The organism is Pseudoalteromonas sp. P1-16-1b, from assembly GCF_001401785.1.
GTDB classification, from domain to species: domain Bacteria; phylum Pseudomonadota; class Gammaproteobacteria; order Enterobacterales; family Alteromonadaceae; genus Pseudoalteromonas; species Pseudoalteromonas undina.
Genome location: NZ_LKGQ01000019.1, coordinates 71964 through 83397 on the forward strand (window position 1 = coordinate 71964; position 11434 = coordinate 83397).

The following is an 11434-nucleotide window of genomic DNA, read 5'->3' on the forward strand; positions in this document are numbered from 1 at the left end:
ATTAACTCCCACTATCTAAGTTATATTTTGGCTTTTCGTGCTTAATGCCTTTTACAGCTTCAGCAACTTCCGCCGGCATATATTCTTCATCATGCTTGGCCAACACTTCAAATGCTTCAATCACGTTAGGCTCTACTAACACACCTTGCGCAACAATCCCTTGTCCTTCACGAAACAAATCAGGCAAAATACCTTGATAACGCACTGTTACCAATGGCCCCGTATCAATCAGCTTAAAGCTTACTTTTAAGCTTTGTTCATTTCTGATCACAGAGCCTGGCACAACCATGCCGCCAATTCTCAGCTTTTGGCCTACAAACGGCTTTTCTTTATTAGGACCTTTACCATCAATTAATTCGCTGGGGGTGTAAAACAAATTAATATTTTCTTGTAAGGCGTACAACACTAAACCAATTGATCCGCCAATACCAAAGAGTACGGCGATAATAACCAAAAGGCGCTTTTTACGTCTTGGGTTCACGAGGTTTGCTCCTGCTTAGAATTTTTAATTCGAGTTTCACGCGCTATTTGCTGCTCAATCGACGCTAAAATTTGTTTTTTATCGCGTAGTGAGCTGAATAGAATACCTAATAAAATCAATGCGCATGTTCCAAAAGAAAGCCATACATAAAAACCATAGCCTCCCATTGCAATAAAATCTGAAAACGAGTCAAACTGCATAATTACCCCTTAGTTAACAACTGTCGCACCCATGGGCGGTGCTTTTCACGGTGTAAAATTTCATTTTTAAGACGAATTAAAGTCACAGTACCAACAAACGCGGCAAAGGCTAAAATATTAATCATTAACGGCCAAAACATACTTGGGTCAACCGCATCGCGGTTAAACTTAGTGATGCTCGCCCCTTGATGCAGGGTATTCCACCATTCCACCGAAAAGTGGATGATAGGCAAGTTGATCACTCCAACAATGGCTAAAATAGACGCGGCGCGACCGGCTGACTTTTTATCTTCAAAGGCATGGTACAAAGACAACACCCCTAAGTATAAAAATAATAAAATAAGTTCAGAAGTCAGCCGAGCATCCCATACCCACCACGCGCCCCACATTGGTTTACCCCATGCAGCACCAGTAATTAAAGCAATTGCTGTCATACACGCACCAACAGGCGCGATTGCAATTACCGCAAGCTCGGCATTACGTAACTGCCATACCAAGGCAACAATGGCAGCAATCGCCATTGATGAATATGCGCCCATAGATAAAATAGCGGAGGGCACGTGAATAAAAATAATACGGTAACTGTCTTTTTGTTGGTAATCAGCAGGGGCAAAACCTAATCCCCAAACCCAACCAACAATCATACTAACGACCGTAACTACTGCAAAATATGGCAGTAGAGTATTGCATAATTGATATGCTCGCTCTGCTTTCGCATACGGATGTAACCACTTCCACATATTAACTTACACTCACTTTTAATGCTGATGATATGGCAATTGGCGCACTAATAATCGCAACGACTAACATGGCACCTAGGATTGCAAGCTGACCACTGTAATCCAGCGACATAGTACTGGTATCAATAGCGGAAGTTGCAAAAATTAAAACCGGGATATACAAAGGCAAAACGAGTAAACTCATTAAAATACCGCCTTTTTGTAATCCCACCGTTAGGCCTGCTCCTATCGCGCCAATAAAGCTCAATAAAGGAGTTCCTAATAATAGCGTTAATAACGTGGCCATTAGGGCCGTCGTTTCTAAATTTAGTAGTAAAGCAAATAAAGGCGTCATTAGCACTAGCGGTAAACCGGTGATCACCCAATGAGCCGCAACTTTACCTAATACGGTTAATGATAAAGGGTAAGAGGAAGCAATGAGTTGTTCTAAAGAGCCATCGTTATAGTCATCTCTAAATAGCTTATCAAGTCCAAGCATGGTTGATAATAAAGCCGCAACCCAAATAATGCCCGGTGCCATTCTTGATAACAACCCAGGTTCTGGCCCTATCGCTAGTGGAAATAACGAGATAACAATTAAAAAAAACAAGATAGGATTAACTATTTCAGCGCGCTGACGAAAAGCGAGCTTAACGTCTTTGCTAAATACCGCGACAAATAACTGCCAATATGAGTGCTGTCTTGTCATTAGTGGCGGTACTCCAAAGTCAAGGTCTGTAAGTCACTAAAGTGGGTGGTTAGGTCTTGGTGTGTTGTTAACAAAATAGCGCCCCCCTTTGATAAGTGCTCGGTAAAGCGTTGCTGCAAAAAGGCAACCCCACTTTTATCGAGCGCTGTAAAAGGTTCATCTAAAATCCATAACTTGGCTTCAGATAACCACAAACGAACTAAAGCCACCCGTCTTTGCTGACCTGCCGATAATGTTCTTACGGGCACATCTTCCAGCCCTACCAAACCTAACTTACTTAACAAAGGATATAAATCAGGTGTATTTACATAACCATTAATAGCCAACCAATGTGCTACATTTTCAAGTGCACTAAGTTGTACATTAACTCCGGTTTTATGGCCTATAAATAATAAGTCTCTGGCGTATTCGTCATAATATTTTTTGATAGATTGATTACGGTATAAAATATCACCTTCGTCAGGCAGCGAAAAACCGGCAATAATGCGCAATAATGATGTTTTACCAGCCCCATTAGGACCAGCTAACTGCATGATTTGACCGCTTTTAAGGCTAAAATTAAGTTCATCAAACAAACAACGCTCTTGCTTGATACAAGTAACGGACTTAATGTGTAACAAGATGACGATTCTCTCTGCCAAAAATTAGCGGTAAGTCTACCATAATGATAGGGTAATACGAATATTGCTTTAGAATCGATTTACTTAAAATACAGAAAACTTGATATAAAATAATGAATACACCAACGCACATTACAGTGACTAACCCACAGGTTAGTAATCAAACAACCGATTCGGGTAAAACTGCGTTACCAATACTGCCGCCTGAAGTACTAGCAGCAAAAAACATTCAGTTTTCTAAAGATTCAGTGACGCTTGATGTATTTATGAATAAGCATTGGCAAACAATTCGGCTCACTGTTAATGATGCACCGACAAATGTTGAAAAAATAGCAAGCGCTAACATACAGCTAAGTGCAGATGGTAAAAGCTTAACCATTATTCCTAACAACAGTACCTTATCAATTAAACAACCAGAACAGTTACAGCGGTTTTTAAACTTTATAAACACTCAAAGTGATATTCAAAACAACCCGCTATCGATACAAGTTACTTTAAAGCCAACGCCAAAACTGGTGATTGAAAAATTTAATGCCAGCATCGCCATTAATAAACAAATAGCGCAATTACTGGCCGAAGAACCCTTATTAAAAGGCATAATTGAGACTGATGGCAAAGGTACACGGCTAAATATCATTAATCGTTTTGCTGACATTGTACATTCTCAACCTTTAAGCCAGGCAAAACTAACACAATTAGTTGCTAACAATTTAGGTCATGCTCAGCTTCATGCAATGCCCAAGTTTGCGGTGCTAACTCCAAATACCGCAAAAAGCTCGTTAAATATTAGCTTAAGCCATCAACAGTTATCTGAACTACCCACAGCGCCGACTAAGGTAACTATTAGCAGTCAAGCAGATAAACTATTAATTAAAACCGCTTATCAAAATATAACCGTGGAGCTTAAAAACTCATTTAGCAAACCATTTAATGAGATGCTGTCACAGCAACCGCAAGTTGCTATCGATTCGCAAAAAATTAAGTCTCACCCACTTAGTACCGTTAATAGTCCAATTCAATCATGGCTAAAAAGCAGTTTTGCTGATTTTAAAACGCGTATTTTAGATGCAGTAAAACATTTTGAAAGCAAGCCATTTACCACTACATTAAATGCATATCAAAAACCAAATATTGTTGTTAATGAACAACAAAAATGGCTCGCACCAACGCAAAAAATAGACATTACGCAATTAAAAAGCCCTTTAGGAACTGCCCCCCCTTTAGTGCAACTAACCCAGCAGCTAAAAACCAGTATCTCTTTATGGCAACAGCGGACGTTATCAACATCCGTAGACTTGCACCCTGTTGTTATCCAATCAGCACAAACAGCTAATCGATCCTTAGCAACCGTTAATTATTTACAACCGCTGGAAAAGCTATTATTAGCAACCGTTTTAAAGCAAACCGCAACCGCTCCAATAAAGCAAAAAGAAGCAAGCAAACACGTTCTAAGCAGCCAACTAAACACTATCGTAACTAAGGCGGCAGATCAGGGTACTGACTTAAACCGCTTGGTTAATCAAGCTTTTAACCGTATGTTGTCAGAAAGTAATTTACACCCGACCACCATACAACGTGAAATACTCAGCACTATAAAGCCGACGCAACTAACCAGTGACACTTTGCAGAGCTCGTTTAATCGAGGTGTAGAACAACTTTCATTAAGCATTTTAGCTGCACCGATTATTAACCAAAACCCAACTGCCGTTAGCATTAATAATCAAAGCGGTTTAGAGGCCCTACTTCAGGTTTTATTACCAAGCTTCAAGACCGGTAATAATACCAATAAGTTATTAGAACAGTTACAGCAACCACAAGTGCAAGCATTAGCAGGTGAATTAACACAAATTAAAAACACCTTAAGCCAAGTGCAAGCTCCCGTTTTGAGCCAGCAGCCTGACACTAACTCCTTAGTGCAGTTTTTATTACCTATGAAACTGCCACCAGAGGCGGCACAAACAGAAATATCGTTAGGACAATATAAAAAGCCAAACAATGACAAATTAGCGGATAAAAACGTGTGGTTTGTAAGATTAAATTTTGATTATGCTGAACTAGGTAAGCTGCAAATAACCGCAGAGTTGATGGACAAAGCATTAGATTGTCAGTTATTAGCGTCCACTCAAGCTGTGAGCGCGTTGGCTCATCCACACCTTGATAATTTACGCTCAAAACTAGCAAAACAGGGCTTACAAGTCGGCGATCTTAATTTGAAACGCGCAGATGACAACCATCAAGCATTTTACCAATCGCATGCCATTATAAATATTAAGGTTTAGCCATGACGGATTCATTTAAAAACAATTCAGCAATTGGACTGCTCTACGAAACGGGTAATTCACCCACCGTAAGCGCTAAAGGGTTTGGAGAATTGGCGGATGAAATTATTGCCCTAGCTAAAGATAAAGGTATTTTAATCCATCAGGATGAAGCACTTGCAAATACACTTTCGAAATTAGAGCTTGGCGAAGAGATCCCTAAAGAGCTTTACTTTGTTATTGCTGAACTGATTGCTTTTTCATATGTGGTAAGAGGGAAATTCCCGCCCGGATGGCAGGACTTTCAAGGAAAGCTCAATATAAAAGCATGAGCCAATATGATAAAAACAAAAAAGGCGCTAAGCGCCTTTTTGTTTGTGTAAAGAAAATAACAGTTCTGCTTCGGCGCGGGGTAATTCACACTCGCGAATAACCTCATCTAAATCAGCACCTAGCTCAACCATTTTTACTGCTCGAGAGTATATTTTAGCATCAGGGTCATCGTATTTTTGAGCTGCTTGTTGCTGTATCAGCTCTTGGTTTTGTTGTTCTACCTCAAGCACTCGTTTACCAATACTCATTAACCCAGTTCGTAACTCAGAGACTTCGCTACGTAAAATATTAATCTGCTCTGATGAGTCTTTAAATTGCTGTAATTGTGCGCCAAGCTCATTCGCATAACGCTTTTTAAACATCACAATTAACAGCAGCGAGAATAGCCCAAATGCCAAACCCGCAATTGCAATACCAAGTAATAACATAATTTTATGTAGAGAAGCTTATATATCGCTTAACTCATCCCATTCGTCATCACTAAGTAGCTTGTTTAAATCAACTAGAATAAGCAGCTCATTATCGCGGTTGCATACACCTTGAATAAATTTGGCACTTTCTTCAGTACCTACATTTGGCGCACTGTCAATTTCAGAGCTACGTAAGTACACAACCTCAGAAACGCTATCGGCTAAAATACCAATCACCTGCTCTTCAGCTTCAATAATCAAAATACGTGAATTGTCGGTCGCTTCAATATCAGGTAATCCAAAGCGAGAGCGAGTATCAATAACGGTAACAACATTACCACGTAAGTTAATAATACCAATCACATAAGAAGGCGCACCTGGAACAGGAGCAATTTCGGTGTAACGCAGTATTTCTTGCACTTGCATTACATTCACGCCATAGGTTTCATCTTCTAACTTAAACGTAACCCACTGCAAAATTTCATCATTATTATCTGCATTTTTTTTAGCTGACAGTAATTTATCTTCACTCATGCTCTTACCTCGTAATGGTCATTACTTGTGACGGCTATCTAAGCCTTTCTCTAATAGTGCATTTAAATTATTAACATCTATTAAAGCACACATTTTTTCTTTAATTACTCCAGCAAGCCATGGGCGCTTACTGTTATTTGTACGCCATTTTACATCTTCTTTACTCAATGTAATGTTATTTATTAGTTTTTCTGCTAATAAACCCCACTTGCTATCACCTAAAGTGATTAGATATTGATAATTTAAAGACGCTTCTAACTGTTCATCGTATTTTTCGGGCATAACCCAGCGCGCGGTATCAACAACATTGAGCTTTTCTTCTCGATTGATCATGACACCTTTAAACCACTTAGGTTTACCAAATAAATGATTCACTTCTCCAAGCTCATGTATACCGCCTAACGCTTTTAATGGCACGGCTAAAGTGAGTCCTGCTACTTCAAAAAATAATGCCTGAAATTCACCATCAAAGTATTCAGCTTCATTACCGAGTGCTACATCATATTCAGTTTCAAGCTGCTGCGCTTGGTGAGATTCTATTTCTACATTTGTTACCTGCTCATTGAGCTTTTCAACTTCAACAACCGGCTCGACTACAGGCTCAACCTGCAGTGATTGCTCTTTTTGCTCTTCATACGCTACCTGCTCAAGCAATTTAGCAACAGGCTCAAGGTCTTTCGCTGGTGCGTCATCAGATAATAACGCCCCTAAATACTGAGTGACTACTTTTTCATTAGCAAATAATTGCTTACTCATTTATTAACCTTGTTTTATTAAATATTCAAGCAATGCTTTATAAGCATAGACTCCACGCGCATTAGGGCAAAAATCAATAGGCACTTTTTGCGCTAAACTCGCATCTCTAAATTTAGTATCAACAGGAATAACACCTGGCCATACTTTTTCTTTATACGTATCTTGTAATGTTTTATAGGCCTCAAGTGACGCTTTGGTACGCTTATCATACATAGTTGGAATTATAGTATATTCATAGCTTTTCGCTTGCGAGGTTTGCATTAACTCCATAGTCCGCATCATTCTATCAAGCCCCTTGAGCGCTAAGAACTCAGTTTGTACTGGCACCAACACTCTTTCACAAGCTGCTAGGGCATTGACCATAAGCACCCCTAGAACGGGCGGACAATCTAGAATTGCGTAATCGTAATACTCGCTAATTTTAGCCAATGTTTTTTTTAAAATCAGGCCCATCCCCGTTTTATTACCCATGCTACGGTCAAGTGTAGCAATCGCCATGGTGGCAGGTAAAATATCAAGGTTTTCTATGGTTGAGGGACATAATGCTTGCAATATTTCTTCGCTTTTCATGCTCGATCCGCGAGTAAAAATATCGTAAACACTAACCTCTAAATCTTCAGAATCAATACCAAAGTAATAAGTTAATGATGCATGTGGATCTGTGTCAATCAGTAACACTCGCTTGCCTTGAAGCGCAAGGATCCCAGCAAGGCTAACCGCTGTAGTGGTTTTGCCTACCCCTCCTTTTTGATTGGCTACTGTCCAGATTTTCACATTACATCCTAATTACTGTTCATTACGCGTGGTAACACGAATGCCACCATGCTCTAAGCGAATTATTTTTATTGTATCGTCTTGGTCAGGTAGCTCAATTTCTGGCTGCCTTTGCTCTGATACTGAAATTGACGACTCCGTTTGTTCATCAGAGGGCTCTGGTGCTAAAGCATATTTAGAAAGTGCAATCACGACTTTACGGTTTTCAGCACGCCCAGCTTCGGTATCATTACCGGCAAAGGGCGAGTATTGACCATACCCTTCAATAGCCATGCGTGCAGATTCAATTCCCAAACGCTCTAGCTCAACTAATATAGAGGTTGCACGCGCCACTGATAACTCCCAATTGGAGCGAAATATTTCATTTCGTATGGTTTCGTTATCTGTATACCCGCGTACTCTTATATAGTTATCGACTGATGCGATGATTGCTTCAATCTTTTTTACAATCTCTTTGGCCCTATTATGTGCAACAGCGCTGCCACTGGCAAACAACAATCCAGAATTGAGTTCGATAACCAACCAGTCTTGACTAAGTTCTAAGCTAGCCTCACCACTGCGTATTTCATCAATAAGTGACGATTGTAATTTAGCCAATAAACTATCGAGAGGCTTGCCTAGGTGACGTTGGCTGATATTACTATTGTCACTTTGACCATCGAGCAATACCGGTCCTTGTTCTTGTTTTTGAATACTTTCGCCATATAAAACCTCAGCCTCTGGAGTCACTCTTTCAAGCAACAAAGCGTCGCCGTTAACCCCTTTACCTTGCTGAGAAAATTGTTTCGCTGACTTATCAAAAACATGCTCCAGGGAATCAGATAGTACTTGTATATTGTCTTCTTTGTTTATTGCAATGGCATACAATACAACAAAAAATGCGAACATAATGGTCATGTAATCTGCATAAGAAACTAGCCAACGCTCAGTGTGTTGGCTTTTAGTGTTTTGATGACGTAAGCGACGGCGCAACATAACCGCTAATGGGCCTGTAGAATAGGACGTTCGACGCGGTAAGCTTCAAGCTTTAATTCTATATTAATAGGGCTTTCACCTTGGCTAATGGCAATAACGCCTTCAGCTAGCATTTCATGGTAAAGCATTTTTTGCTCAACACGTTGCTTTAATTTGTTGGCCATGGGCAAAAATAGTAAATTAGCTAAACCTACACCATATATAGTAGCAATAAATGCCGTGGCAATGCCCGTTCCTAATTGCTCAGGATCATTAATAAACGACATAGCTTGAATCAAGCCAAGCACAGCACCTAGGATACCGATAGTCGGGCTGTAGCCTCCCATCGCTTCATATACACGGCTAGCTTCAAGCAATCGTTCTCGTTCAAGTAATAAATCTATTTCAAGGGTATCGCGAAGCTTTTGATCTGAGCAACCATCGACTAATAAACTCAGTCCTTTAGTGGCATAGGGATCAGAGTGAGTAAGCGCTTCGTTTTCTAGCGCTAAGTAGCCTTCTTGGCGAGCTTTGTGCGACCAGCGCTTGACTTGCTCAATGGCATCTTCAATATTGTGGTCATCAGTAACAAAAACCCAATGAGTAATACTGAGCATTTTCTTAAAAGTATTGGCTGATGTTTGCAGCATCACCGCCCCCAATGTGCCACCTAATACAATAATTAGTGCTGGCCCATTAAACAGCGCAGATACCACACCTCCCTCTAAAGAATAACCGATTGCAATAGCACCTAATGCAACCAATAACCCTAAAATAGAAAGCTTATCCAAAGCCAACCTCTCTTTTTAAGCGCACCGCCACATCATGAAGGCCTATGCTTTCATTTGCTAACCCAGCACTAGCTACTGCTTGCGGCATACCATATACAACACAACTTTTCTCATCTTGAGCCCAAATTGTAGCGCCAGTTTGTTTAAGCATGCGAGCACCGTCACGACCATCTGCGCCCATACCAGTCAAAATAATGGCAAGTACATCGCCTTGATACGCTTTTGCTACACTAGCAAAGGTAATATCCACACTAGGCTTATAGCTAACTCGTTCATTTTTATCTTCAAACACGCGTAATGTTCTGTTTGAACCTCGCCCTTCTACCATCATTTGCTGACCGCCTGGGGCTAAATAAGCACAGCCTGGTTGCAGTCTATCGCCTTGCTGTGCTTCTTTTACTTTAATTTTACACAAGCTATCTAATCGGGTTGCAAACGCAGGTGTAAATGCTGCTGGCATGTGTTGTATGAGTAGTATTGGGTGTGGGAAATTAGCAGGTAACTGAGTCAATATAGTTTGTAGTGCAACCGGGCCACCTGTTGATGTGCCAATAGCAATTAATTGATATTGCTTACCACTAGCACGTGTTGATGCGCCACTAGAAGGCGTTGGGCTTGCGCTTTTAAAGCTACGATCAGGTTGCACTATAGGCTTATTAGCAAAGCGCTCAGAAGTGCTTGGCGCTGGTTTAATACTTGGAGCAGCAGGCGCTCTGGTAATTCTACCAATTCGCTGGCGGCCTATTTCTTTAACTTTATTTTGTAATAGCTTTATTGCGTCGTCGTTATTACGAGCAATATCTTCAAACTTTTTCGGTAAAAAGTCCATCGCGCCGGCATCAAGTGCATCTAAGGTGGCAGATGCGCCTGCGCGTGTTAACGAGGAGAACATTAAAATAGGAGTTGGGTTACTCGCCATGATCTCTTTGACCGCGCTAATACCATCAAGCACCGGCATTTCAACATCCATGGTGATCACGTCAGGTCGTAATTGAGCTGTTTTATCGACAGCTTCTCGACCATTTACAGCGAAACCTATAACTTCAATGCCGCTGTCTTGTTCAAGAATTTCACTCACTCTGCGGCGAAAAAAGCTTGAATCATCAACTACTAAAACTTTAACAGCCATTTCGCTCTCTTATTCAATGAATGGGTAGGCATAAAATATATGCCTACTTTTAATTATCCAGCGTAATGCTTTAACATACTTGGCACATCTAATATCAGTGCAATGCCACCATCAGAGGTGATTGTTGCACCTGCCATACCAGGCGTACCTTGAAGTAATGCGTCTAAAGGCTTAATTACCACTTCCTCTTGACCAATAAGCGAGTCAACAACGAAACCCACTTTTTGAGTTCCTATTTGTACAATAACCACATGACCTTGTGCTTTTCGCTGACCTCTATCGGCCCCTTTGATGAGCCAATGTTCAAGGTAGAATAACGGAATCGATTTTTTACGAACAATTATAGTAAGCTGACCATCAACCACATTGGTTTTTGTTAAATCTAAATGGAATATTTCACTTACACCCGCCAGCGGCAACGCAAAGGTTTGTTCGCCTACCACTACCATTAAGGTAGGCAGTATTGCCAGTGTCAACGGTACTTTAATCTCTAAAGTAGTACCTACGCCCATCTCTGATTTAATATTTACTGAGCCATTGAGTTGAGTGATTTTTGTTTTAACCACATCCATACCAACGCCACGGCCAGAAATATCTGAGATCTCTTCTTTAGTTGAAAAACCAGGTGCAAAAATAAGGTTATACGCTTCAGTATCAGAAAGGCGACTCGCTTGATCGTGATCAAGCACCCCTTTACTAATCGCAATCTTTTTAAGCTTTTCAGCATCCATACCGGCACCATCATCTTGGATGGTAAGCAGGATAT

At 40.6% G+C, this 11434-nt stretch carries 15 protein-coding genes; 2 read left to right on the forward strand and 13 right to left on the reverse strand.

The annotated features are described in order from the left end of the window. Window position 1: 1 nt before the first annotated feature. The 5 genes from ccmE to ccmA are packed head-to-tail and all read right to left on the reverse strand — an operon-like array spanning window position 2 to window position 2729. Window positions 2-481 carry a cytochrome c maturation protein CcmE gene (ccmE, locus tag AN392_RS13755; RefSeq protein ID WP_008112242.1) on the reverse strand — a complete coding sequence of 160 codons (480 nt, stop codon included), beginning with the start codon at window positions 479-481 and terminating at the stop codon, window positions 2-4. After that, window positions 478-681: a heme exporter protein CcmD gene (gene ccmD / locus AN392_RS13760; protein ID WP_055013035.1), complete on the reverse strand. Its 204-nt coding sequence runs from the start codon at window positions 679-681 to the stop codon at window positions 478-480. Before ccmD ends, ccmE begins: the two co-directional genes overlap by 4 nt. Window positions 682-683: 2 nt before the next feature. Beyond that, window positions 684-1421 carry a heme ABC transporter permease gene (locus AN392_RS13765; protein WP_036985043.1) on the reverse strand — a complete coding sequence of 246 codons (738 nt, stop codon included), beginning with the start codon at window positions 1419-1421 and terminating at the stop codon, window positions 684-686. A 1-nt stretch (window position 1422) separates the two neighbouring features. Next, entirely contained in the window at window positions 1423-2109 is a 687-nt protein-coding gene (ccmB, locus tag AN392_RS13770) for a heme exporter protein CcmB (RefSeq protein WP_054201703.1), read from the reverse strand. Beyond that, window positions 2109-2729, reverse strand: coding sequence for a cytochrome c biogenesis heme-transporting ATPase CcmA (ccmA, locus tag AN392_RS13775; protein WP_075169671.1), 621 nt, complete (start codon window positions 2727-2729; stop codon window positions 2109-2111). The genes ccmB and ccmA overlap by 1 nt, the downstream gene beginning before the upstream one ends. A 113-nt stretch (window positions 2730-2842) precedes the next feature. Here ccmA and AN392_RS13780 point away from each other — a divergent pair, with 113 nt between their 5' ends. After that, window positions 2843-5008 carry a flagellar hook-length control protein FliK gene (locus AN392_RS13780; RefSeq protein WP_055013036.1) on the forward strand — a complete coding sequence of 722 codons (2166 nt, stop codon included), beginning with the start codon at window positions 2843-2845 and terminating at the stop codon, window positions 5006-5008. Between the two features lie 2 nt (window positions 5009-5010). After that, window positions 5011-5319, forward strand: a complete 309-nt coding sequence (locus tag AN392_RS13785; RefSeq protein WP_054201705.1) for an EscU/YscU/HrcU family type III secretion system export apparatus switch protein — start codon at window positions 5011-5013, stop codon at window positions 5317-5319. A gap of 27 nt (window positions 5320-5346) precedes the next feature. On the opposite strand, the gene AN392_RS13790 is transcribed toward AN392_RS13785, so the two are convergent. The 8 genes from AN392_RS13790 to AN392_RS13825 all read right to left on the reverse strand — a co-directional run. Further along, complete coding sequence (locus tag AN392_RS13790) at window positions 5347-5748, reverse strand: DUF2802 domain-containing protein (protein WP_054201706.1); 402 nt, start codon at window positions 5746-5748, stop codon at window positions 5347-5349. Between the two features lie 18 nt (window positions 5749-5766). Then, complete coding sequence (locus AN392_RS13795) at window positions 5767-6264, reverse strand: chemotaxis protein CheW (RefSeq protein ID WP_008112225.1); 498 nt, start codon at window positions 6262-6264, stop codon at window positions 5767-5769. A gap of 21 nt (window positions 6265-6285) precedes the next feature. After that, window positions 6286-7020: a CheW domain-containing protein gene (locus tag AN392_RS13800; RefSeq protein WP_055013037.1), complete on the reverse strand. Its 735-nt coding sequence runs from the start codon at window positions 7018-7020 to the stop codon at window positions 6286-6288. A gap of 3 nt (window positions 7021-7023) precedes the next feature. Then, window positions 7024-7794 (reverse strand): ParA family protein, encoded by a 771-nt coding sequence (locus AN392_RS13805; RefSeq protein WP_055013038.1) that lies wholly within the window; start codon window positions 7792-7794, stop codon window positions 7024-7026. 12 nt (window positions 7795-7806) lie between these two features. Continuing rightward, on the reverse strand, window positions 7807-8769 hold the full coding sequence (locus AN392_RS13810) for a flagellar motor protein MotB (RefSeq protein ID WP_055013039.1): 963 nt from the start codon (window positions 8767-8769) through the stop codon (window positions 7807-7809). A 5-nt stretch (window positions 8770-8774) separates the two neighbouring features. Next, entirely contained in the window at window positions 8775-9539 is a 765-nt protein-coding gene (locus AN392_RS13815) for a flagellar motor protein (RefSeq protein ID WP_054201710.1), read from the reverse strand. After that, window positions 9532-10668, reverse strand: a complete 1137-nt coding sequence (locus AN392_RS13820) for a chemotaxis response regulator protein-glutamate methylesterase (RefSeq protein ID WP_055013040.1) — start codon at window positions 10666-10668, stop codon at window positions 9532-9534. Before AN392_RS13820 ends, AN392_RS13815 begins: the two co-directional genes overlap by 8 nt. 53 nt (window positions 10669-10721) lie before the next feature. Then, window positions 10722-11434: chemotaxis protein CheA (locus tag AN392_RS13825; protein ID WP_200908288.1), on the reverse strand; the 713-nt coding region annotated here is incomplete at its 5' end.

Excerpts from the sequence above, each read along its gene's own strand:
- AN392_RS13765 (WP_036985043.1), bottom strand. The coding sequence starts at position 1,421 with ATGTGGAAGTGGTTACATCCGTATGCGAAAGCAGAGCGAGCATATCAA.
- AN392_RS13810 (WP_055013039.1), bottom strand. The coding sequence starts at position 8,769 with ATGTTGCGCCGTCGCTTACGTCATCAAAACACTAAAAGCCAACACACT.
- AN392_RS13820 (WP_055013040.1), bottom strand. The coding sequence starts at position 10,668 with ATGGCTGTTAAAGTTTTAGTAGTTGATGATTCAAGCTTTTTTCGCCGC.
- AN392_RS13795 (WP_008112225.1), bottom strand. The coding sequence starts at position 6,264 with ATGAGTGAAGATAAATTACTGTCAGCTAAAAAAAATGCAGATAATAAT.
- AN392_RS13800 (WP_055013037.1), bottom strand. The coding sequence starts at position 7,020 with ATGAGTAAGCAATTATTTGCTAATGAAAAAGTAGTCACTCAGTATTTA.
- AN392_RS13780 (WP_055013036.1), top strand. The coding sequence starts at position 2,843 with ATGAATACACCAACGCACATTACAGTGACTAACCCACAGGTTAGTAAT.
- ccmB (WP_054201703.1), bottom strand. The coding sequence starts at position 2,109 with ATGACAAGACAGCACTCATATTGGCAGTTATTTGTCGCGGTATTTAGC.
- AN392_RS13790 (WP_054201706.1), bottom strand. The coding sequence starts at position 5,748 with ATGTTATTACTTGGTATTGCAATTGCGGGTTTGGCATTTGGGCTATTC.
- AN392_RS13785 (WP_054201705.1), top strand. The coding sequence starts at position 5,011 with ATGACGGATTCATTTAAAAACAATTCAGCAATTGGACTGCTCTACGAA.
- ccmD (WP_055013035.1), bottom strand. The coding sequence starts at position 681 with ATGCAGTTTGACTCGTTTTCAGATTTTATTGCAATGGGAGGCTATGGT.